Annotated in this window: 14 protein-coding genes and 1 tRNA gene; 14 read left to right on the top strand and 1 reads right to left on the bottom strand. The window is 71.4% G+C overall.

The features are described 5' to 3' along the window. Positions 1 to 31: 31 nt before the first annotated feature. From FDO69_RS29085 to FDO69_RS29020, 14 genes are all read left to right on the top strand, one after another. Positions 32 to 622, top strand: coding sequence for a small secreted protein (locus FDO69_RS29085; RefSeq protein WP_104783600.1), 591 nt, complete (start codon positions 32 to 34; stop codon positions 620 to 622). A gap of 87 nt (positions 623 to 709) precedes the next feature. Continuing rightward, complete coding sequence (locus FDO69_RS29080) at positions 710 to 2,248, top strand: DUF7059 domain-containing protein (protein ID WP_167526699.1); 1,539 nt, start codon at positions 710 to 712, stop codon at positions 2,246 to 2,248. A 222-nt stretch (positions 2,249 to 2,470) separates the two neighbouring features. Continuing rightward, positions 2,471 to 2,668 carry a hypothetical protein gene (locus tag FDO69_RS29075; RefSeq protein ID WP_104783597.1) on the top strand — a complete coding sequence of 66 codons (198 nt, stop codon included), beginning with the start codon at positions 2,471 to 2,473 and terminating at the stop codon, positions 2,666 to 2,668. Between the two features lie 246 nt (positions 2,669 to 2,914). Beyond that, positions 2,915 to 5,746: a type I DNA topoisomerase gene (gene topA / locus FDO69_RS29070; protein WP_104783594.1), complete on the top strand. Its 2,832-nt coding sequence runs from the start codon at positions 2,915 to 2,917 to the stop codon at positions 5,744 to 5,746. 221 nt (positions 5,747 to 5,967) lie between these two features. Continuing rightward, positions 5,968 to 9,285 (top strand): dTMP kinase, encoded by a 3,318-nt coding sequence (gene tmk / locus FDO69_RS29065; protein ID WP_104783591.1) that lies wholly within the window; start codon positions 5,968 to 5,970, stop codon positions 9,283 to 9,285. 316 nt (positions 9,286 to 9,601) lie between these two features. Next, positions 9,602 to 10,807, top strand: a complete 1,206-nt coding sequence (locus FDO69_RS29060) for a DNA polymerase III subunit delta' (RefSeq protein WP_104783588.1) — start codon at positions 9,602 to 9,604, stop codon at positions 10,805 to 10,807. Between the two features lie 109 nt (positions 10,808 to 10,916). Beyond that, complete coding sequence (locus FDO69_RS29055; protein ID WP_104783585.1) at positions 10,917 to 12,533, top strand: alpha/beta hydrolase; 1,617 nt, start codon at positions 10,917 to 10,919, stop codon at positions 12,531 to 12,533. A 107-nt stretch (positions 12,534 to 12,640) separates the two neighbouring features. Then, positions 12,641 to 12,717: transfer RNA gene (locus FDO69_RS29050), tRNA-Thr, on the top strand. Positions 12,718 to 12,984: 267 nt separating this feature from the next. Beyond that, entirely contained in the window at positions 12,985 to 14,334 is a 1,350-nt protein-coding gene (locus tag FDO69_RS29045; protein WP_104783582.1) for an enolase C-terminal domain-like protein, read from the top strand. Next, complete coding sequence (locus FDO69_RS29040) at positions 14,331 to 15,098, top strand: SDR family NAD(P)-dependent oxidoreductase (protein ID WP_104783579.1); 768 nt, start codon at positions 14,331 to 14,333, stop codon at positions 15,096 to 15,098. The genes FDO69_RS29045 and FDO69_RS29040 overlap by 4 nt, the downstream gene beginning before the upstream one ends. Positions 15,099 to 15,137: 39 nt before the next feature. After that, complete coding sequence (locus tag FDO69_RS29035; RefSeq protein WP_104783577.1) at positions 15,138 to 16,181, top strand: sugar ABC transporter substrate-binding protein; 1,044 nt, start codon at positions 15,138 to 15,140, stop codon at positions 16,179 to 16,181. 46 nt (positions 16,182 to 16,227) lie between these two features. Then, a complete protein-coding gene (locus FDO69_RS29030; protein WP_104783574.1) occupies positions 16,228 to 17,781 on the top strand; it encodes a sugar ABC transporter ATP-binding protein in 1,554 nt (517 codons plus the stop codon). Beyond that, positions 17,774 to 18,808: an ABC transporter permease gene (locus tag FDO69_RS29025; RefSeq protein WP_234388157.1), complete on the top strand. Its 1,035-nt coding sequence runs from the start codon at positions 17,774 to 17,776 to the stop codon at positions 18,806 to 18,808. Before FDO69_RS29030 ends, FDO69_RS29025 begins: the two co-directional genes overlap by 8 nt. A gap of 141 nt (positions 18,809 to 18,949) precedes the next feature. After that, on the top strand, positions 18,950 to 21,376 hold the full coding sequence (locus FDO69_RS29020) for a SpoIIE family protein phosphatase (protein ID WP_234388156.1): 2,427 nt from the start codon (positions 18,950 to 18,952) through the stop codon (positions 21,374 to 21,376). Between the two features lie 112 nt (positions 21,377 to 21,488). Here FDO69_RS29020 and FDO69_RS29015 read toward each other — a convergent pair whose 3' ends face one another. Beyond that, complete coding sequence (locus FDO69_RS29015) at positions 21,489 to 22,370, bottom strand: AraC family transcriptional regulator (RefSeq protein WP_104783569.1); 882 nt, start codon at positions 22,368 to 22,370, stop codon at positions 21,489 to 21,491. Positions 22,371 to 22,389: the final 19 nt, after the last annotated feature.

Here is a 22,389-nt window from a genome sequence, read left to right as displayed (position 1 = left end):
ATCTGGCGTGTATGTTCCGGGGCCGAGAGCCATGGAAGGGACCAAACCGGTGAACAAGAAGCTCGCGGCCGCACTGTCCGGCGGTGCGGTACTGGTACTGGCGCTGTCGGGCTGCGGCGGCGACGACGGCAACGACAAGCTGGACTCCTGGGCCAAGCAGGTCTGTGACGCCGTACAGCCGCAGGCCAAGAAGATCGAGTCGGCCAATGCCGCGATCCAGAAGGAGACCTCGGACAACAGCACGCCGAAGGACGTCCAGAAGACCGACGCACAGGCCTTCCAGGACATGTCCGACGCCTACAAGGCGATCGGGACCGCTGTGAACAAGGCCGGGGCGCCCGACGTCGAGAACGGCGAGAAGAAGCAGCAGGACGCGGTCAAGGAGCTCAACTCGATCTCCGCCTCGTACGCCTCCCTCAAGAAGCAGGTCGACGAGCTCGACACCAAGGACCAGGGCAAGTTCGCCGACGGTCTCAAGGACATCGCCACCGAGCTGGACAAGCTGAGCCAGAGCGGGAACGACGCCCTCAGGAACCTGGAGGAGGGCGAGGTCGGCCAGGCGATGGCCCAGCAGTCCAGCTGCAAGGCGGCCACGGCGTCGGCGGGGGCCACGCAGAGCTGAGCGACCGGGAAACCGGACCGGGAAACCGGGCGGCAGGGGCAGTTCGACCCCGCACGGGCACGTGCGACCTCCGCCCCGGCGGCCACAATGGGGGGCGTGAGTAACGCCAGCCAGTCACCCCTGCCCCCGCTGCCCTCCTCCGACCGTCCCGATGTCGCCGCCCGGCTCAGGGACGCCCTGCTCGCGGCCTCCTTCACCGCCGACGGACTGCTCGAACTGCTCGGCGCCCCCGCGTACGCGGCGCTCGCCCGGAGCGAGACCGTGCCCGCGCTCCGGGCGACTCGCGGGGACACCCGGCTGGAGATGCTCGTCCGGCTGTTCCTGCTCCAGCAACCCGTGCCGCACGCGCGCGTGGCGGAGGTCCTGCCCGTGGACGTCTGCCTGGAGACCGGTTGGCTGGCCCGGACCGGCGGGAACGACATCTCCGCAACGGTCGACGTACGGCCCTACGGCGGTCCCGGTGGCGAGGACTGGTACATCGTGTCGGACCTCGGCTGCGCGGTCGGCGGCGCCGGCGGTATCGGCCGGCGGGACGAAGGCGTCGTCCTCGGAGTCGGCGGCGCCTCCACGACCCTGGCCGGCATCACCGTGCGTACGCCCGTCTCCGCCGCGCTGGACCTGGGTACCGGCTCCGGTATCCAGGCCCTGCACGCCGCACAGCACGCCACACGTGTGGTGGCCACCGACCTCAACCCGCGCGCCCTGCACATCACCGGCCTCACGCTGGCACTGTCCGGCAGCCCGGCCGCAGACCTGCGCGAGGGCTCCCTGTTCGGACCGGTCCGGGGCGAAGAGACGTACGACCTGATCGTCTCCAACCCGCCGTTCGTGATCTCGCCCGGCGCCCGGCTCACGTACCGCGACGGCGGGATGGGCGGGGACGATCTGTGCCGCACGCTCGTTCAGGAGGCAGGGGAGCGCCTGAACCAGGGCGGGTTCGCGCAGTTCCTCGCCAACTGGCAGCACGTGGAAGGGGAGGACTGGCAGGACAGGCTCAGGTCATGGGTGCCCCGCGGGTGCGACGCGTGGATCGTGCAGCGCGAGGTGCAGGACATCAATCAGTACGCCGAGCTGTGGCTGCGGGACGCCGGTGACCACCAGGGCGACGCGGCGGAGTACCAGGCGCGGTACGACGCGTGGCTCGACGAGTTCGAGGCGCGCAAGGTGAAGGCCGTCGGCTTCGGCTGGATCACCCTGCGCAGGACGGACGCCGCCGTGCCCTCGCTCACGGTGGAGGAGTGGCCGCACCCGGTCGAGCAGCCGCTCGGCGACACGATCAAGGCCCACTTCGACCGGCTCGACCACCTGCGCGACCACGACGACGCCGCGCTGCTCGAAGGGCACTTCCGGCTCGCCGCCGAGATCGTGCAGGAGCAGGTCGGGCTGCCCGGCGCGGAGGACCCCGAGCACGTCATGCTGCGCCAGAACCGCGGCATGCGCCGGGCGACCCGGGTGGACACGGTCGGCGCCGGCTTCGCGGGCGTCTGCGACGGCACGATGAGCGCCGGCCGCATCCTCGACGCCATCGCCCAGCTGATCGGCGAGGACCCGGTGCTGCTGCGTGACCGCACCCCGGCCCAGATCCGGCTGCTGGTCGAGCAGGGGTTCCTGGAACCGGTCCGCTGAGCGGCCCGCCGAGGGGGCGATGCTGGGGGCGTCGAGGAGCCCCGCCAATAAATTCGAGTCGATTTGAACACCTCGACCGAAAGGGGTCACGAGGAAGCGGACGCCCTTGATCCACCGTCGTGTCGCCCCGGCGTTCACCTCGGGTTCGCCTGCCCGCCGCCCACGCGTGTCAGCCTCCCGTCGCTGGGGATGCGCGACAGGGGAAAAGGGGCACGACGGGTCATGGAGAGCGAACCGGCGATCTTCGCGGGAGTGGTGTTCTCCCTGTTCGGAGGCGCACTGCTGGCCTGGACCGTGATGCGCGTGCGTCGGCACCTGCCTGTCGCCGAGGGTGTGAGACCGGTCTCCTCGGCGACCGTCGCGAGCGTCGTCGCGGTGCTCGCCCTGGCGCTCGGAGCGTGGTGCTTCAGCCGCCTCTGAGACCCGCGCCGGCGGCCCAACGGCCAGTGACCGTGAGGTCGCGCTCCGCGCAGGGCCAGGCCTGGCCCTGCCACTCCGGGCGGCAGGATCGGTGGTAGTCGGGTTACCGTTCGAGTGGCCGTTGCGGGCTTTTCCCGTTTGACACGGGGGCGGGATGTACCGTCACACTCCGCAGCGTCACCACGTACCCAGCCCCGGTAAGCGACTCCGGGGAGGCCCCAGCGTCGACCGGAGAGAAGAGCGAAGTTGTCCCCGACCAGCGAGACCGCAGAGGGCGGCCGCCGACTCGTCATCGTCGAGTCGCCCGCCAAGGCGAAGACGATCAAGGGCTATCTCGGCCCCGGATACATCGTCGAGGCGAGCGTCGGGCACATCCGCGACCTTCCCAACGGCGCCGCCGAGGTGCCCGATAAGTACACCGGTGAGGTCCGCCGCCTCGGTGTGGACGTCGAACACGACTTCGCGCCGATCTATGTGGTCAACGCCGACAAGAAGGCGCAGGTCAAGAAGCTCAAGGACCTGCTGAAGGAGTCCGACGAACTCTTCCTCGCCACCGATGAGGACCGCGAGGGCGAGGCCATCGCCTGGCACCTCCAGGAAGTGCTCAAGCCCAAGGTCCCGGTCAAGCGGATGGTCTTCCACGAGATCACCAAGGCCGCGATCCAGGCCGCCGTGGCCAACCCGCGCCAGCTGAACCAGAAGCTCGTCGACGCCCAGGAGACCCGCCGCATCCTCGACCGCCTCTACGGCTACGAGGTCTCGCCGGTCCTGTGGAAGAAGGTCATGCCGCGGCTGTCCGCGGGCCGTGTCCAGTCGGTCGCCACACGACTCGTGGTGGAGCGGGAACGCGAGCGCATCGCCTTTCGTTCTGCTGAGTACTGGGACCTGACGGGCACCTTCGCCACCGGCCGCGCGGGAGACTCGTCGGACCCGTCGTCGCTGGTCGCGCGCCTGCAGACCGTCGACGGCCGGCGGGTCGCGCAGGGCCGCGACTTCGACTCCCTGGGACAACTGAAGAGCGCGAACACCCTCCACCTCGACGAGGCGAACGCCCGCGCCCTGGCCGCCGCCCTCGAGGACACGCGGTTCGCGGTGCGCTCCGTCGAGTCCAAGCCGTACCGCCGCTCGCCGTACGCCCCGTTCCGTACGACGACGATGCAGCAGGAGGCCAGCCGCAAGCTCGGCTTCGGTGCGAAGGCCACCATGCAGGTCGCGCAGAAGCTGTACGAGAACGGCTACATCACCTACATGCGTACGGACTCCACGACCCTGAGCGACACGGCGGTCTCCGCCGCCCGCGCCCAGGTCACGCAGCTGTACGGCGCCGACTACCTGCCGCCGCAGCCGAGGACGTACGCCGGGAAGGTCAAGAACGCGCAGGAGGCCCACGAGGCGATCCGCCCCTCGGGTGATCGTTTCCGCACTCCCGCCGAGACCGGACTGACCGGTGACCAGTTCAAGCTGTACGAGCTGATCTGGAAGCGGACCGTCGCCTCCCAGATGAAGGACGCGACCGGCAACAGCGTCACGGTGAAGATCGGCGGCACGGCCGCCGACGGCCGGGACGTCGAGTTCAGCGCGTCCGGCAAGACGATCACCTTCCACGGCTTCCTCAAGGCCTACGTCGAGGGTGCCGACGACCCGAACGCCGAGCTGGACGACCGCGAGCGCCGGCTGCCGCAGGTCTCCGAGGGCGACGCCCTGAGCGCCGAGGAGATCACGGTCGACGGGCACGCCACCAAGCCCCCGGCCCGCTACACCGAGGCCTCCCTGGTCAAGGAGCTGGAAGAGCGCGAGATCGGTCGCCCGTCGACGTACGCGTCGATCATCGGCACGATCCTCGACCGCGGCTACGTGTTCAAGAAGGGCACGGCCCTCGTGCCGTCCTTCCTGTCCTTCGCCGTGGTCAACCTCCTGGAGAAGCACTTCGGGCGGCTCGTCGACTACGACTTCACCGCCAGGATGGAGGACGACCTCGACCGCATCGCCCGCGGCGAGGCTCAGTCCGTGCCGTGGCTGAAGCGGTTCTACTTCGGCGAGGGCACGGTCAGCGGCGCCGCGGCCGACGCCGGCAACGGCGACGGTGACCACCTCGGCGGCCTCAAGGAGCTGGTGACCGACCTGGGCGCGATCGACGCCCGCGAGGTGTCGTCGTTCCCGGTGGCCAACGACATCGTGCTGCGGGTCGGCCGCTACGGGCCGTACATCGAGCGCGGCGAGAAGGACACCGAGCAGCACCAGCGCGCCGACATCCCCGACGACCTGGCGCCCGACGAGCTGACCGTCGACCTCGCGGAGGAGCTGCTCGCCAAGCCGAGCGGCGACTACGAGCTGGGCACGGACCCGGCCACCGGCCACACGATCGTCGCCAAGGACGGCCGCTACGGCCCGTACGTGACGGAGGTCCTCCCCGAGGGCACCCCGAAGACGGGCAAGAACGCGGTCAAGCCGCGTACGGCGTCCCTCTTCAAGACGATGTCCCTCGACACGGTGACCCTCGACGAGGCCCTGAAGCTGATGTCGCTGCCGCGTGTCGTCGGCGCCGACGCCGAGGGCCAGGAGATCACCGCGCAGAACGGCCGCTACGGCCCGTACCTGAAGAAGGGCACGGACTCGCGCTCGCTGCAGGCCGAGGAGCAGCTCTTCACGATCACGCTGGAGGAGGCGCTGGCGATCTACGCCCAGCCCAAGCAGCGTGGCCGGGCGGCAGCCAAGCCGCCGCTGAAGGAGCTGGGCACCGACCCGGTGAGCGAGAAGCCGGTCGTGGTCAAGGACGGCCGCTTCGGCCCGTACGTCACCGACGGGGAGACCAACGCGACCCTGCGCTCCGGCGACAGCGTCGAGGAGATCACCCCGGAGCGCGGTTTCGAGCTGCTCGCCGAGAAGCGCGCCAAGGGGCCGGCGAAGAAGACCGCGAAGAAGGCGGCCAAGAAGGCGCCGGCGAAGAAGACGACGACGGCCAAGAAGACCGCGGCGAAGAAGACCACCACCGCGAAGAAGACGACAGCGAAGAAGACCACCACCGCGAAGAAGACGGCCGCAAAGACGGCGACCGCCGCGAAGTCCACGGAGGACTGAGCGACAGGTGCGCCCCGAGTCTCCGGAGGACTGAGCGGCAGATTCGCCCTAACTCTCCGGAGGACTCAGGTCGTTCGAACCTGTCCGGAAACCGGACCGCCGCGTCCGGTTGTTCGCCCAGGGTTCGGAAAGCGAACGCCCCGGCAACACTTCGGTGTCGGGGCGTGCGCATGCCAGCCCGCGCCCTCCGGGCTGTCGGTGGCTCCCGATAGGCTGAACGCATGACGCGAGCCGACCACCCAACGGCCCCTCAGCCCGCCCCCGACGATGCCCTGGTCGCGGACTCCCGCGAGCGTGCCGTCCGCGCCCTGCTGCGACGACCGCAGCTGAAGCGGTTGTGGAGCGCACAGCTCGTGGGCGGCGTGGGGGACACCCTCGCCCTTCTCGTGCTGGTCCTCCTGGCGCTCCAGGCGGCCGTCGCCGAAGGCTCGTTCGGGGGCGGCTACCGGGGCGTGGCGTTCGCAGTGGCGACCGTTTTCGGGGTGCGCATCCTCGCGACACTGCTGTTCGGTGCCGTTCTGCTCGGCCCCCTCACCGCCCTCACCTCGCAGGACGGCCCGCTCGACCGCCGCTGGACCATGGTGGGCGCCGACGGGCTGCGCGCGGCGCTGCTCATCGTCGCGCCCCTGTGGATCGACTGGACGCCCGACAACGCACTGGCCCTCCTCCTCGTCACGGCGTTCGTGACCGGGGTCGCCGAGCGGTTCTGGACGGTGTGCCGTGAAAGCGCGGCCCCCGCGCTGCTCCCCGCCCCGCCGCCGGAGGGGGCGACGGTCCGGCCGCTGCCCGACCACATGGACGCCCTGCGCCGCCTGTCGCTGCGCACCGGCTTCGCGGCGATCCCCCTGGCGGCCGTCGTGCTGGTCGTCGCGTCCCTGTTCAACAACCTGCTGGGCGCCGGCATCGACTGGTTCGGTCAGCACCAGGCCGCCCTCGCCTCCTACGTGGCCGCCGGGCTGTTCGCCGCGTCCCTGTCCGTGCTGACCTTCCTGGAGCTGCCCGGCACGCGCACCCCGCGCGCGCGGTCGCCGCTGGAGGGACTGCGCCGTCCGAAGACCACGGCCGGCGCCGACAAGGGCCGCACCGGCGCGATGCCGCTGCTGGTCCTGTCCTGCGCGGCCGTCGCCGCCGCGGTGTCGGCCGCCGTCGCCGTGGCCGTGCTGCACGCCAAGGACCTGGGCGGCGGCCCGGTGCTCTACGGCCTGTTCGTGGCCGCGCTGACCGGCGGTGTCGTCGTCGGCATCCGTACGGCGCCCGCCCTCGTGCCCGCCCTGTCGCGCCGTCGGCTGCTCGCGCTGACGATCGCCTTCACCGGTGTCGCCCTGCTGGCCGCCGGGCTGGTCCCGGACGTCACCACGGTGCTGCTGATCCTCGCGCTGGCCGGCGTCGGCGCGGGCCTGTCCGCCAACATCGGGCACACCCTGCTCGACCAGGAGACCGAGGAAAGCCGACGCGCCCGCACGACGGAGCACCTGCACGCGGTCGTGCGGGTCTGTGTCGCGCTCGGCGCGGTCATCGCCCCGCTGGTGGCGGCGGCGATCGGACCGCACCGGCTGGAGAGCGGCAAGTTCGTCTTCGCCCACGGCGGCGCCGCCTTCACGCTGATGCTGACCGGTGCCCTGCTGCTGCCCGTCGCCGCGCTGGTGCTGGCGAAGGTCGACGACCGTTCCGGCGTGCCGCTGCGGAAGGACCTGAAGGACGCCCTGCTCGGCGGCGACGACCCCGACCAGGAGGCCGCGGCCTCCGGCTTCTTCATCGCTCTGGAGGGCGGCGACGGGGCCGGCAAGTCCACCCAGGCCGAGGCGCTCGCCGAGTGGATCCGCGTCAAGGGCCACGAGGTGGTGCTGACGCGCGAGCCGGGGGCCACGCCGGTGGGCAAGCGGCTGCGGTCGATCCTGCTGGACGTGTCGAGCGCGGGCCTGTCGCACCGCGCGGAGGCGCTGCTGTACGCGGCCGACCGGGCCGAGCACATCGACACCGTCGTACGGCCCGCCCTGGAGCGCGGCGCGGTCGTCATCTCCGATCGGTACATCGACTCGTCCGTCGCCTACCAGGGCGCCGGCCGGGACCTTTCGCCGACCGAGATCGCCCGGATCAACCGCTGGGCGACGAACGGGCTGGTGCCGCATCTGACCGTGCTGCTGGACGTCGCCCCGGAGACCGCGCGCGAGCGGTTCACCGAGGCGCCGGACCGGCTGGAGTCGGAGCCCGCGGAGTTCCACGCGCGCGTGCGGGCCGGTTTCCTGACCCTGGCCGCGGCCGACGCCGGGCGGTACCTGGTGGTGGACGCCGGTCAGGAGCCCGAGGCCGTCACGACCGTCATCAGGCACCGCCTCGACCAGGTGCTGCCGCTTTCCGAGGCCGAGATCAAGGCCCAGGAGGAGGCACGGAAGAAGGCCGAGGAGGAGGCCCGCCGCAAGGCCGAGGAAGAGGCCGCCCGCAAGGCCGAGGAAGAGCGCCTGGAGCGCGAGCGCCAGGAGCAGCTCGCCAAGCTGCGCGCCGAGGAGGAGGAGCGCAAGCGCCGCGAGCTGGAGGAGGCGCAGCGCCGCGAGGCCGAACGGCAGGCGGAGGAGGCCCGCCGCCGGGCGGAGGAAGCGCGCAGGAAGGCCGAGGAGGAGCGGGCCCGGCTTCTCGCGGAGGAGAAGGCCCGCGCCGAGGAGGAGGCCCGCCGCAAGGCCGATGAGGAGCGGCGCCGCCAGCAGGCCGAGGAGGAGGCGCGACTGCGTGCCGAGGCCGAGGCGCTCCGCCTGGAGAAGCAGCGCAAGGCCGAGGCGGCGCTGCTGCGTGCGGAGGAGGCCCGGCGGCTGGCGGAGGCGGCTGCCGCGGCGGCCGAGGTCGGCCCGAAGAGCTCCACTGCGAAGAAGGGCGTGTCGGGTTCGGCGGCCGCTCAGGACGCGGCGACCGTGCCCACGCCGGTGGTGACACCGGGCGGTGCCGCCGACGACACGACCGTGCTGCGCCCGGTGCGGGACGAAGAGCAGCGTGCGGACCGGGGCCGGGCCTCCGGTGAGTCCGATGCCGAGGTGACGGCCGAGCTGCCGAAGCCGCCGGTTCCGCCGGTGGGCGGGGAAGGGACGGAGGCCCTGCCGCCGTTCTCGCCTCGCGCCGGTGACGAGACCGAGGTGCTGCCGCAGGTGCCCGACCGGGACGCCTCCGGCGCGGCCGACGAGACAGCGGTGCTGCCTCCGGTCCGGCCGGGCGACGCCGAGGAGACGGCGGTGCTGCCTCCGGTCCGGCCTGAGGACAGCGAGGAGACGGCCGTGTTCCCGCCGGTGCGCGGGGACGAACCGGCGGACCGGGTTCCGCCCGGGTACTTCCGGGAGGAGGCCCCGGCCGCCCGGCCCGACGGCACCGAGGACCGTACGCGGGAGATGCCCCAGGTCGACGCCGAGGGGACGCCGCGGCGCCGCCGGTCCGACTGGGCCGAGGAGACGCCGCTGGACGACCTGCCCTCGCTCGCGGACGAGCTGCTCGGACCGCACGACGACGAGCCGGACCAGGGCCGCGGGCGCCGCGGGAGGGGCGGCCGGGGGCGCTGAGGCCTCCGGCGGGTCGGTGCGGGAGCTTGGAGCCCGGGCTCGACCGGGGGCTGAGGTCTCCGGTGGGTCGGTGCGGGAGTCTGGAGCCCGGGCTCGACCGGGGGCTGAGGTCTCCGGTGGGTCGGTGCGGGAGCCCGGGGTCCGGACTCGGACGGGGGTTCCGATGGCCCGGCAGGCCGGCGCGCGGCAGCCCGGGGGCCGGACTGCGAGGTGGCCGGTCGGACGCAGTGCACCGGATGGGGCGGCGGGCGTTGTCAGTGGTCGCCCCCACAATGGGTCTCGCAAAGCGGAACGTGACGGAAGGGCGGCGTGACCCATGACCGTGTGGGACGACCTCGTCGGGCAGGAGAGGGTGAGCGAGCAGCTGGCCGCTGCCGCCCGGGACGCCGACGCGCTGGTCACCGCGGCCGCCACCCACGCCCCGCCGCCCGAGGCGTCGAAGATGACGCACGCGTGGCTGTTCACGGGCCCGCCCGGGGCCGGGCGGAACCAGGCGGCGCGTGCGTTCGCGGCGGCGCTGCAGTGCGTCAGCCCCGACCGGGCCCTCGGCGGCTCCCCAGGCTGCGGCTTCTGCGACGGATGTCACACGGCACTCGTCGGCACGCACGCCGACGTCACCACCGTCGCCGCCGTCGGCACACAGATCCTCGCCGACGACATGCGCGACACCGTCCGCAAGTCGTTCACCTCGCCGGCGACCGGCCGCTGGCAGATCATCCTCGTCGAGGACGCCGAGCGGCTGAACGAGAAGTCGGCCAACGCCGTCCTCAAGGCCGTGGAGGAACCCGCCCCCCGCACGGTCTGGCTGCTGTGCGCCCCCTCCGTCGAGGACGTCCTGCCGACCATCCGCTCCCGCTGCCGCCACCTGAACCTGAGCACGCCGAGGGTTGACGCCATCGCCGACATGCTCGTACGCCGCGAGGGCATCGAGCCGGACGTCGCCGTCGCGGCGGCCCGCGCGACCCAAGGCCACGTCGAGAGGGCACGCCGCCTGGCCACCGACCCGGCCGCGCGCGAACGCCGCGCCGCCGTGCTCAGGCTGCCGCTGCGCGTCGAGGACATCGGCGGCGCGCTGAGGGCGGCCCAGGAGCTGGTCGACGCGGCCGCCGAGGACGCCAAGCAGCTCGCGGAGGAGATGGACTCCAAGGAGACCGAGGAGCTGAAGGCCGCTCTCGGCGCCGCCCAGGGCGGTCGCATGCCCCGGGGCACCGCGGGCGTGATGAAGGACCTGGAGGACAAGCAGAAGCGCCGGAGGACGCGCACGCAGCGTGACAGCCTCGATCTCGCCCTGACCGACCTCACGGCCTTCTACCGCGACGTCCTCGCCCTCCAGCTCGGCTCGCGCGTGGCCATCGCCAACGCGGACGCCGAGGACGCCCTGGAGCGCCTCGCTCGCGGCAGCTCCCCGGAGGCCACGCTCCGCCGTATCGAGGCGATCGCGGCCTGCCGTGACGCCCTCGACCGCAACGTGGCGCCGCTGCTCGCGGTGGAGGCGATGACGATGGCGCTCAGGGCGGGCTGAGGGGCCGGCAGGACACCCGGGGTCGGGCAGGCGGTTGACTCCGTAACTCGTACGAGGCACGACATGCACGCAGGGCATTCATTTCGTCGCCCAGAGTTACGATCGCTGGATGGACACACGGCGTACCCCCCGTTCCGCCTCCGTCTCCGGGGGTCTCCACCGCAGGACACGCAACCGGGCCGAGACCGCCGCCGGTCTCCTCGCCACGGCCGCGCTGCTCGTCTCCGCCTGCTCCTCCGGGAGCGCGACGACCTCCGCCTCCGCGGCGCAGGAGGCGGCCCTGGCCGCGCTGCCGAAGGCCACGCCCGCGGCGCTCTCGTCGTACTACGGGCAGAAGCCGGCCTGGCGCGGCTGCGGTGCCGGCTTCGAGTGCGCCACCCTCAAGGCGCCGCTCGACTACGCCGAGCCGTCCGCCGGCGACGTCCGGCTCGCCGTCACCCGCAAGAAGGCCACCGGCCCGGGCAAGCGGCTGGGCTCGCTGCTCGTGAACCCCGGGGGGCCGGGCGGCTCGGCGATCGGATACGTGCAGACGTACGCGGGCATCGGCTACCCGGCCGAAGTGCGGGCACGCTACGACATGGTGGCGGTCGACCCGCGCGGCGTGGCCCGCAGCGAGCCCGTGGAGTGCCTGGACGGGCCGGGGATGGACAGGTACACGCGGACGGACACCACGCCCGACGACGCGAAGGAGGCGGACGGGCTGGTCGCGGCGTACCGGACGTTCGCCGAGGGGTGCGGCGCGGACGCGCCCCGGCTGCTGCGCCATGTGTCCACCGTGGAGGCGGCCCGGGACATGGACATCGTGCGGGCGGCGCTCGGCGACCGGAAGCTGAACTTCGTCGGAGCCTCGTACGGCACGTTCCTCGGGGCGACGTACGCCGGACTGTTCCCCGAGCGGGCGGGCCGGCTGGTGCTGGACGGCGCGATGGACCCGTCGCTGCCGGCCCGGCGGCTGAACCTCGAACAGACGGCGGGCTTCGAGACGGCGTTCCGGTCGTTCGCGAAGGACTGCGTGCGGCAGACCGACTGCCCGCTGGGCGGCAAGGGCACCTCGCCGGAGCGGGTGGGCGCGAACCTCAAGGCGTTCTTCGAGAAGCTGGACACGCGGCCCGTCCCCACCGGTGACGCGGGTGGCCGCAGGCTCACCGAGTCGCTCGCCACGACCGGCGTGATCGCGGCCATGTACGACGAGGGCTCCTGGGAGCAGCTGCGCGAGGCGCTGACGTCCGCGATGAAGCAGAACGACGGATCCGGACTCCTGGTGCTGTCCGACGGCTACTACGAGCGGGACGCCGACGGCGCCTACAGCAACCTGATGTTCGCCAACGCGGCGGTGAACTGCCTGGACCTGCCGGCCGCCTTCGACACCCCGGAGCAGGTGCGCACGGCCCTGCCCGAGTTCAAGAAGGCGTCGCCGGTCTTCGGTGAGGGCCTCGCCTGGGCTTCCCTGAACTGTGCCTACTGGCCGGTGCACGCCACGGGTGAGCCGCACCGCATCGAGGCGAAGGGCGCGGCGCCCATCGTCGTGGTCGGCACCACCCGTGACCCGGCGACCCCCTACCGCTGGGCACGGGCCCTGGCCGGCCAGCTCTCCTCGGCGCGCCTGCTCACCTACGAGGGCGACGGCCACACCGCCTTCGGTCGCGGCAGCTCCTGCATCGACAGGACGATCAACGCCTATCTCCTGCGCGGCACCCCTCCCACGCACGGAAAACGCTGCTCATAGCGCTGCCGCCGGCCCCGGAAGGCCCGCCTCCGGGGCTGGTGCGGAGCACTCTTCGAAACTGTGTAGACTTACCGTCGTTGCTGATCGCACCATAGTGCGGACAGCGCGCCGCCTTAGCTCAGATGGCCAGAGCAACGCACTCGTAATGCGTAGGTCTCGGGTTCGAATCCCGAAGGCGGCTCCACCTGAGGCCAGGTCAGATTCCTTCTGACCTGGCCTTTTGCGTTGCCTTCCTGAGGGTCGGTCAGCTTGCGCGATGGCGTCACCACACCCGTGACCAAACCGGCCGGCAGTCACGACATGCACCGTTGCAGTACCGAGCCCCCGGAGACACGGGCGTGCGGTAGCGCGGACGGGGCTTTTGTGCGATATACAGTCATTTGGGTGTCCAAGCTTGCCGTCAGGCCTGATTCTCTGGAGTCCTCCCGATGACGTCGATGAGCCGCCTGCCATGAGGCCCCGGACGCGGGGGCGGATCACGGCGCTGGACGCCTACGACATCCGGTTTCCCACGTCGCGTCGGCTCGAAGGGTCGGACGCCATGAACCCCGATCCGGATTGTTCGGCGTCCTATGTGATCATCCGCACCGATGCCGGGGACGGGCTGGAGGGGCACGGGTTCTGCTTCACCATCGGCCGGGGCAATGAGGTCGAGGTGGCGGCGATCGCCGCGTTGCGCCCGCATGTGGTGGGGCTGCGACTGGGAGAGGTCCTGTCCGACCTCGGGGGTTTCAGTCGCTCGCTCGTCGGCGACAGCCAGCTGCGCTGGCTGGGGCCGGAGAAGGGCGTGGTGCACATGGCCATCGGGGCCGTGGTGAACGCCGTGTGGGATCTGTACGCGAAGCGGGAGGGGAAGCCGCTGTGGAAGCTGCTGGCCGACCTGTCGCCCGAGCAGGTGGTCGGGTTGATCGACTTCCGCTATCTCGAAGACGCGCTGACCCCCGATGAGGCGCTGGAGATTCTGCGGCGGGCGCGGGGCGGGAGGGAGGAGCGGGAGGCGCGGCTGCTCGCTGAGGGGTATCCGGCGTATGCGACGTCTCCTGGCTGGCTCGGTTACCCGGACGGCAAGGTCGCCGGGTTGGCCCGGGAGGCCGTGGACAGCGGGTTCGGGCAGATCAAACTCAAGGTCGGCGCCGATCCGGAAGACGATGAGCGGCGATGCCGCACCGCGCGGGGGACGATCGGCCCCGGGGTGCGGATGGCGCTGGACGCCAATCAGCGCTGGGGGGTCGACGAGGCGGTCGGGTGGATCCGGCGGCTGGCGGAGTTCGACCCGTACTGGATCGAGGAGCCGACCAGCCCGGACGACGTTCTCGGTCTCGCGGCGATTCGCCGGGAGGTGGCGCCGGTGCGGGTGGCGACCGGCGAACATGTGCACAACCGGGTGATGTTCAAGCAGCTGCTCCAAGCGGAGGCGCTCGACTTTCTGCAGGTGGACGCCTGCCGGGTCGGGGGAGTCAACGAGAACCTGGCGATCCTCCTGCTCGCGGCCAAGTTCGGGATCCCGGTGTGCCCGCACGCGGGCGGGGTGGGCCTGTGCGAGCTCGTGCAGCACCTGGCGATGTTCGACTGTCTGGCGGTCTCCGGCACCCTCCAGGACCGGGTCATCGAGTATGTGGATCATCTGCACGAGCACTTCCTCGACCCGGTCGTGATCGTCCGGGGGCGGTACGCGGCCCCGACCGCCCCCGGCTTCAGCTCGGCGATGCGGCCCGAGTCGCTCGCCGCGTACGCGTTCCCCGGCGGCGCCGCCTGGCAGGCCCCGTACGACGTGCCTCCGGCCGAGGGCTCCCCGGCGTGAACCCCGGGGAGGAATTCCAGGGGCTGGTCGCGGTCATCACCGGCGGGGCGTCCGGGATCGGCCTGGCCACCGCCGAGACCCTGGCCGCGAGGGGGTGCCGGGTGGCGGTGCTCGACCGTAGTCCTGGGCCCGTGCCCGCATGGCTGCACCCGGTACAGGCCGATGTCGGGGACGCCGTCTCGGTGGCCGACGCCGTGAGCCGGGTGGCGGACTTGTTCGGGGGCCTGGATGTGCTGGTCAACAACGCCGGCATCGGCGCGACGGGCACCGTCGAGGACAACGCGGACGAGGAATGGCACCACGTGCTGGACATCAATGTGCTCGGCATCGTCCGCACCAGCCGGGCGGCACTGCCTTATCTGCGCCGGTCTCCCAGCGCGTCCATCGTCAACACCTGCTCGGTCGCGGCGCTGGCCGGGCTGCCGCAGCGGGCGCTGTACGCGGCCAGCAAGGGCGCGGTGCTCGCGCTGACCCTGGCGATGGCCGCCGACCACAGCGGCGAGGGCATCCGGGTCAACTGCGTCAACCCAGGCACCGTCGACACCCCCTGGGTGCGTCGGCTGCTCGAACACTCCGACGACCCGGAGGCCGAACGCGCCGCTCTCGTCGCCCGTCAGCCCACCGGCCGTCTGGTCACCGCCCAGCAGGTCGCGGACGCCATCGCGTATCTCGCCGGGCCGCTGGCCGGTGCCACCACCGGGACGGCACTCGCCGTGGACGGAGGGATACAGGGCATCCGCACGCCTCCGGATTCCTTCCACTGACATGACCGACCACTGACCACTCACTCGGAGCCGAGCACCATGAAGCGACGCATCGCTGCTGTCGGAACAGCCCTCGCACTCGGCTGCGGGCCGGCCGTCACCGCCTGCGGTGGGGGCACGAGCAGCACCACCGAGACCGCTTCGGGCAAGGTCGGGGTGGTGCTGCCGCTGCTCACCTCACCGTTCTGGGAGTCCTACGACTCCTACGTCCCCAAGCAGGCCGCCGCCCAGGACGTCCGCGTGCTTCAGATGGTGAACTCCGACTCCGATCCGAGCAAACAGATCACCGACATCCAGAATCTGCTCGCCCAGAACGTGAAGGGCCTGGTCGTCTCGCCGTTGGACTCCGCGGCGATCGTCGCCGGGCTGAATGCCGCGCAGCGCAAGGGCGTGCCGGTGGTCGCCGTCGATGTGGCGCCGGACAAGGGCAAGGTCGCGATGGTGGTCAGGGCCGACAACCGTGCCTTTGGGGAGAAGGCCTGTCGGCAGATCGGCGACGCGGTGAAGACGGGCAAGGTCGTACAGATTCAGGGCGATTTGGCGTCGGTCAACGGGCGGGACCGGTCGGAGGCGTTCAGTGCGTGCATCAAGAAGAACTACCCCGGCATCAAGGTGCTGGACATTCCCGCCGTCTGGAAGGCGGAAAGGGCGGCGGCCGGTCTGGAGGCGCTGTACACCGCCAACCCCGACATCAAGGGCATCTACATGCAGTCCGGCGGCGTGTATCTGGCCCCCACGTTGAGCACGCTGCGGCGGCACAACGCGTTGGTGGCGGCGGGTAGTCCCCGGCACATCGTGATCGTCTCCAACGACGGCATCCCGCAGGAACTGGATGCGATCCGCAAAGGCCTGATCGACGCGACCGTCTCCCAGCCGGCCGACCAGTACGCCAAGTACGGCATCTTCTACATAAAGCGGGCGATGGAGGGCCAGACCTTCCACCCCGGCCCGACCGACCACGACAGCACCATCGTCCGGCTGCCCAGCGGAATCCTGGAGGACCAGCTCCCGGCACCGCTGGTGACCGAGGGCAATGTCGACGACGCGTCGCTGTGGGGCAACCAGATCGGCAAGAGCTCCTGATCACCCGGAAGACCGTCTCCCCGGGCCCCCAGGAAGCGAGAGCGCGATGAACCAGACGCCACCGACCCACCCCCGCGCCGATGGCGCCGGCCGCCGCATCGTGGCCGAGGCCCACGGGATCCGGAAGCGCTACGGGCCCACCGTGGCCCTGGACGACGTGCGGATCGCCGTCCGGGCCGGTGAGTCGCATGCCCTCGTCGGCCGTAACGGGGCCGGCAAATCGACCCTGGTGGCCATCCTGACCGGACTGCAGCGGCCGGACCGCGGCGTTGTCCTGTTCGACGGCGAACCCGCACCCGGCCTGGCGGACCGTGAGGCGTGGCAGCGGCGGGTGGCCTGCGTCTACCAGCAGTCGACGATCATCCCTGAGCTCACGGTCGCCGAGAACCTGTACGTCAACCGGCAACCCACGGTTCGCGGCCGGGTGATCAGCTGGCGGCGGATGCGCGCGGCGGCCCGCGAGCTGCTGGACGAATGGGGTGTGGAGGTCGACGAGACCGTGCCGGCCGGAGGGCTCACCGTCGAGGACGCCAAGATGGTGGAGATCGCACGGTCGATCTCGCGCGGAACCCGGTTCATCATTCTGGACGAGCCGACCGCCCAGCTGGACAGCCGGGCGATCGACCGGCTGTTCACCCATGTTCGGCGGTTGCAGCGGGCCGGGATCACCTTTCTCTACATCTCCCACCATCTGGAGGAGGTCTACGCCGTCTGCCAGGTCGTCACCGTCTTGCGGGACGCCCACTGGATCACCACGGCGCCCGTGGGCGAGCTGGGCAGGAGCGAACTCGTCCAGGCGATGACCGGAGAGCGGGGCGCGGGTGCGGTCCCCGGCTTCGGCGTGATCCGGTCGCGGCCGGCGGACGACGCGCCCGTGGCCGTACGGGTGGACCGGCTGAGCGGCCCGCATTTCACAGAAGTCGGCTTCACCGTCCGGTCCGGGGAGACGGTGGGGCTGACCGGGCTCGCGGGTTCGGGGAGCCGTCAGGTCGCCGAGGCGGTGGCCGGGCTGTACCGGCCCGACAGCGGGCGGATCGAGGTTCTCGGCCGTCCGACGCGGCCGGGCAGCGTGGCCTCGGCGCTCGCTGCGGGCGTGGGCTGTGTGCCGCGCGACCGGCACCATGAAGGGCTGGTACCGGAACTGTCGGTGGCCGAGAACGCCTCCATGACCATCATGGACCGGCTGGGGCGACTGGGTGTGATCTCGCGCCGGGCCAGGGACGCCTTCGCCCGGCGGACGATCACCGGTCTCGACATCACGACGGACGGCCCGGCTCAGCCGGTCAAGGACTTGTCGGGCGGCAACCAGCAGAAGGTCGTCATGGGCCGGGCGCTGGCCAACGACCCGGGGGTGCTGGTGCTCATCAACCCGACGGCGGGTGTCGACGTGAAGTCCAAGCGGGCGCTGTTGGCGGTCGTCGACCGGGCGAGGGCCGCGGGACGTGCGGCGATCGTCGTCTCGGACGAGCTGGCGGACCTGCGGACCTGCGACCGCGTCCTGGTGATGTTCAACGGCTCTCTCGCCGCCGAGTACAGCGTCGGCTGGACCGACGAAGAACTGGTGGCCTCGATCGAAGGGGTCGGCACCGGCCATGAATGACACCGCGCCGAACGGCCCGACGCCCGGTGGTGGGCCGGACCTGGCGGTCCGCCGCCCCGTCCGCGCGATCGCCCTGGGCCGGATCCGCGACCTGGCGCTGCTGCCCGCGGTGCTTCTGCTGCTGGTCATCGGTGCCGTCAGCAACGAGAGCTTCCTCGAGCGGGACAACCTGCTGAATGTGCTCAGCGCATCCTCGGCGCTCGGACTGCTGGTGCTCGCCGAGGCGGTGATCCTGATCAGCGGCAAGATCGACCTCTCGCTGGAGTCGATCGCGGGGCTCGCCCCGGCCCTTGGCTTCATGGCCGTGATCCCGGCCGCCTCGGCGGGTTTCGGCAGCGAGTTGCCCTCCTGGTTCGGGCTGCTGATCATTCCGCTCGCCGGGGCGCTGATCGGGGTCGTGAACGGTCTGCTGATCGTCAAGCTCCAGCTCAACGGCTTCATCGTGACCCTGGCGATGAACATCGTGCTGCGCGGAGTCCTGGTCGGCATGGTGTCCGGCAAGACCTTGTTCGAAGCCCCGGCCGCGTTCTTCGCCCTGGGGTCCGAGAACTGGCTCGGGGTCCCCGTCTCCGTATGGGTGACCGGCGCCTGTTTCGCTGTCGCCGGGTGGGCGCTGCACTACCACCGGCTGGGACGCGCGGTGTACGCGGTGGGCGGCAACGCCCCGGCTGCGCGGGCGGCGGGCATCCGGGCCGACCGGGTGGCCTGGGGGGTTCTGGTCATCGGCGGGACGCTGGCCGCGCTGGCGGGCCTGGTGATCGCCGGGCGGGTCGGGGCGATCAACGCCAATCAGGGACAGGACCTGATCTTCACCGTGTTCGCGGCCGCTGTCATCGGCGGCATCAGCTTGAACGGCGGCAAGGGATCCCTGGCCGGGGCGTTGCTCGGGGTCCTGCTGCTGGGAATGCTGGAGAACCTGCTCACCCTGGCGCAGGTGTCGTCCTTCTGGATCCAGGCCATCTACGGCGCGATCATCCTGGTGGCGCTGATGATCGCCCGGCTCACCACCGGCGAGGGCCAGGAGTAGCGCACGGCCCAGAAGCGGCCCGAGGGGCGCAGTGCCATGCGATACGCCCTAGAATGACGCATATGCCATCCGCCAGATGGGACGGCTGCCATGGTGTTCCACACGGAGGCAACACCGGACGGAACGCATGGACCGTTCGAGATGGCGAACGTGGCTGCTGCGGTGATCGACACGGAGGGCACGGTCATCGGCTGGACAGGGGCCGCTGAGCGGCTCCTGGGATACGGCGCGGCGGAGATCCTCGACCGCTCCGCCGCAACGCTGCTGGCGCAGTCCGAAGACGCCTCACGGGCGGCCGAGGTCGCCGAGGAGTGCGGGACCCGGGAGAGCTGGGGCGGCCTGGTGGGCGCCCGGCACCGTGACGGCCGCCGTCTCGAGGTCGGGCTGCGGGTGACCGCGATGTCCGACACCGAAGACCGCAAGGCCTGGCTCGTATCGGCGATCGATGTGTCGAAGGCCCCGACCTGGGCGGTCAGCGGGGAGGTGCTGGAGGGTTTCCTCACCCGCTCACCCCTCGGCATGGCCGTGCTGAGCCCGGACCTGCGGTACGTGTGGTTGAACGACACCCTGGAGCGCTACGGCGGCGTGCCGCGCGATGAGCGGCTCGGGCGCCGGATGTCGGACTCGTTGCCGGGCCTGAACACCGAGGCGCTCGAAGCGCAGATGCGGCGGGTGCTGGAGACCGGCGAGCCGGTCGTCGACTACGAGTACCGGGGCTGGACCTGGGCGGATCCGCACCAGGAACACGCCTACTCCACCTCGTTCTTCCGGCTCGACGCCCCGGACGGCAGCCCGCTGGGCGTGTGCTATATGGGCATGGACGTCACCGACAGATGGCGGGCCCGGGAGCGCCTGGCCCTGCTCAGCGAGGCCAGCGCCTGTATCGGGGGCACGCTGAATGTGATGCAGACCGCCCAGGAGCTGGCCGACTTCTCGGTGCCGAGGCTCGCCGACTTCGTGACCGTCGATCTGCTGGAAGCGGTGCTGCACGGCGAAGAACCCGGTTCGGGGCCGGCTGACAGCACGTACCTGGTGCGGCGTGCCGGGCAGCAGTCGATCCACGAGGGTTGCCCGGAGTCGGTGGTCGCCACCGGCGACTCGATCGACGCGCCCAGGTCCTCGCCGTACTTCGAGAGCATGGTCAACGGCAGCCCGGTGCTGGAACCGTTCCTGGACCCGGCCACCGCCCCGTGGGTCGCGCAGGACCCGGCGCGGGCCAGGAGCATCGCGGAGTTCGGGATGCACTCGGTGATGTGGGTGCCGCTGTCCGCGCGCGGCGCCGTGCTGGGAGTGGCCACCTTCATCCGGACGGAGCATCCGCAGCCGTTCGAGGAGGACGACCTGCTGCTCGCCGAAGAGCTGGTCAGCCGGGCCGCGGTGTGGGTGGAGAACGCCCGCCGTTACACCCGTGAGCACGCTGCGGCGCTGGCCCTGCAGCGCAGTCTGCTCCCGCGGGGGCTGAACGGTGGGACCGCCATGGAGGTGGCCTCGCGCTATCTGCCGGCCGATGCCCGGGAAGGGGTGAGCGGCGACTGGTTCGATGTGATCCAGCTGTCCGGCGCCCGGGTCGCCCTCGTCGTCGGTGACGTCGTCGGGCACGGCCTCAACGCCGCGGCGACCATGGGCAGACTGCGTACCGCCGTACAGACGCTCGCTGACATGGACCTGCCGCCTGATGAACTGCTGGCCCACCTGGACGACCTGGTGATCCGCCTGACGGAGGAGAAGGGTGGCGACGACGAGCCGATCGCCACCGCGGTGCTGGGCGCCACCTGCCTCTATGCCGTCTACGACCCGGTCACCCAGCTGTGCACCATGGCCCGGGCCGGACATCCGCCGCCCGCAGTGGTCACCCCCGGCGGCAAGGTCGTCTTCCCGGACCTTCCGGCGGGTCCTCCGCTGGGTCTCGGCTCGTTGCCCTTCGAGTCCGCCGAGATATCCCTCCCCGAGGGAAGCCTGATCGCCCTCTACACCGATGGCCTCATCGAGACCAATGACCAGGACATCGACGTCGGGCTGTCCCGCCTCAGCCATGTGCTCGCGCAGTCCGGCCTGCCGCCGGAGGCGTTGTGCTCGGCGGTCGTGAACCATCTGCTGACCGGCCCGCAGACCGACGATGTCGCTCTGCTCCTGGCCCGGCCGCATGCGCTGGGCGCCGACCGGGTCGCCTCGTGGGACCTGCCGACGGATCCGGCGATCGTCGCGAGCGCCAGGGAGCTGGCTGTCCGCGAGTTGCTCGGATGGCAGCTGGACGACCTGGTGATGACGACGGAACTGGTGGTCAGCGAGTTGGTCACCAATGCCATTCGGCATGGCACCGGGCCCGTCAGGCTGCGCATGATCCGGCATGACAAGTTGATCTGCGAGGTGTCCGACGCCAGCAACACCTCCCCCCGGATGGGCCATGCGCGGACCACCGACGAGGGCGGCCGGGGGTTGTTCCTGGTCGCCCAGCTGACCCGCCGTTGGGGTACGCGCTACACCCCGGCCGGAAAGATCATCTGGGCCGAGCAGGACCTGCCGGGCGAGTGGGCCACCGGGGCGGGGGCTGACGGCCCGGGTGCTTGAGAGCCCCTCTCCGGTGGCGTTGTCCACGGTGTGCGCGAGAAGGGATCCGATGCGACCGCGAGGCTCTGGAACCCCGGGCCGGACGGAATCCGGCCCGGGGTTCTTCCGTGTTTCAGCGGGTGGTTTCCCGTTCGACCGGCAGCCACAGCTCGGCGTCCGCCTCCGTGCCGTCGGCGGACAGGCGGGTGCGGAAAATCTCCGGGCCGGGGCGGGTGCGGTAGGGGTTGGACGGGAACCACTCGGTGTACGCGTCGTGCCAGAGACGCTGGATGGCCTGCGGGGCGGGCCCCGAGGTGGTGAAGACCGCCCAGGTGCCCGGCGGTACCGGGAGGGTGGTGGTGCCCTCGGGAGCCGGCGTCGGAACCGGGTTCGAGGTGATCACGGCGTGGTAGTAGTCGAGTTCCGTGCCCTGGGCGCGGCTCGGATCCAGGTCGTCGCAGACCGCGACGAGGCCCTGCGGCTCCTGGTCGGACAGTTTCTCCAGCTGATCCACGGCGGGCTTGTCGAGGCCCCGGACGAAGTCGATGATCGCCTGGTTCGGGCCGGAGTGGATCAGGGGGACTCGGGTCTTGAAGCCCGTGACGGTGAAGGCCGGGCGGTCCATGACGCGGTAGTGCATGCTGCTGCTCCCTTCGACGGTGAGGCGGAAGGCCAACCGGGGCTGGGAGACGAGCGCGGCGCCGGTGCGCCGGGCCTCGCCCGGGCCCACGCCGTGCATCGCGCGGAACGCCCGGGCGAACGCCTCGCCGGAGCCGTAGCCGTAGCGGACAGCGATCTCCAGGAGCGTGACGTCTCCCGCCAGCACCTCCGCGCCCGCGACCGTCAGCCGGCGGCGGCGGATGTACTCCGACAGCGGCATGCCGGCCAGGGCCGAGAACATGCGGCGCAGGTGGTACTCCGAGGTGCATGCCGTACGCGCCAGGTCCGCCGCGTCGACGGTGTGGCGGAGGTCGCGTTCGATCCGGTCCATCGCCTGGTTGAGCCGGTCCAGCACGTCCGGTCCCCTTCCTTTC

It is taken from the genome of Streptomyces tibetensis (assembly GCF_007655005.1).
In the GTDB taxonomy this organism is placed as follows: Bacteria; Actinomycetota; Actinomycetes; order Streptomycetales; family Streptomycetaceae; genus Streptomyces; species Streptomyces tibetensis.
Note: the sequence above shows the minus strand (reverse complement) of the source record. Positions and strands in the feature narration are given on the sequence as shown.

Bases quoted from the DNA above. Each gene is read 5' to 3' on its own strand.
- FDO69_RS29085 (WP_104783600.1), top strand. From the start codon at position 32: ATGGAAGGGACCAAACCGGTGAACAAGAAGCTCGCGGCCGCACTGTCC.
- FDO69_RS29080 (WP_167526699.1), top strand. From the start codon at position 710: ATGGGGGGCGTGAGTAACGCCAGCCAGTCACCCCTGCCCCCGCTGCCC.
- FDO69_RS29075 (WP_104783597.1), top strand. From the start codon at position 2,471: ATGGAGAGCGAACCGGCGATCTTCGCGGGAGTGGTGTTCTCCCTGTTC.
- tmk (WP_104783591.1), top strand. From the start codon at position 5,968: ATGACGCGAGCCGACCACCCAACGGCCCCTCAGCCCGCCCCCGACGAT.
- FDO69_RS29060 (WP_104783588.1), top strand. From the start codon at position 9,602: ATGACCGTGTGGGACGACCTCGTCGGGCAGGAGAGGGTGAGCGAGCAG.
- FDO69_RS29055 (WP_104783585.1), top strand. From the start codon at position 10,917: ATGGACACACGGCGTACCCCCCGTTCCGCCTCCGTCTCCGGGGGTCTC.
- FDO69_RS29045 (WP_104783582.1), top strand. From the start codon at position 12,985: ATGAGGCCCCGGACGCGGGGGCGGATCACGGCGCTGGACGCCTACGAC.
- FDO69_RS29035 (WP_104783577.1), top strand. From the start codon at position 15,138: ATGAAGCGACGCATCGCTGCTGTCGGAACAGCCCTCGCACTCGGCTGC.
- FDO69_RS29030 (WP_104783574.1), top strand. From the start codon at position 16,228: ATGAACCAGACGCCACCGACCCACCCCCGCGCCGATGGCGCCGGCCGC.
- FDO69_RS29025 (WP_234388157.1), top strand. From the start codon at position 17,774: ATGAATGACACCGCGCCGAACGGCCCGACGCCCGGTGGTGGGCCGGAC.
- FDO69_RS29020 (WP_234388156.1), top strand. From the start codon at position 18,950: ATGGCGAACGTGGCTGCTGCGGTGATCGACACGGAGGGCACGGTCATC.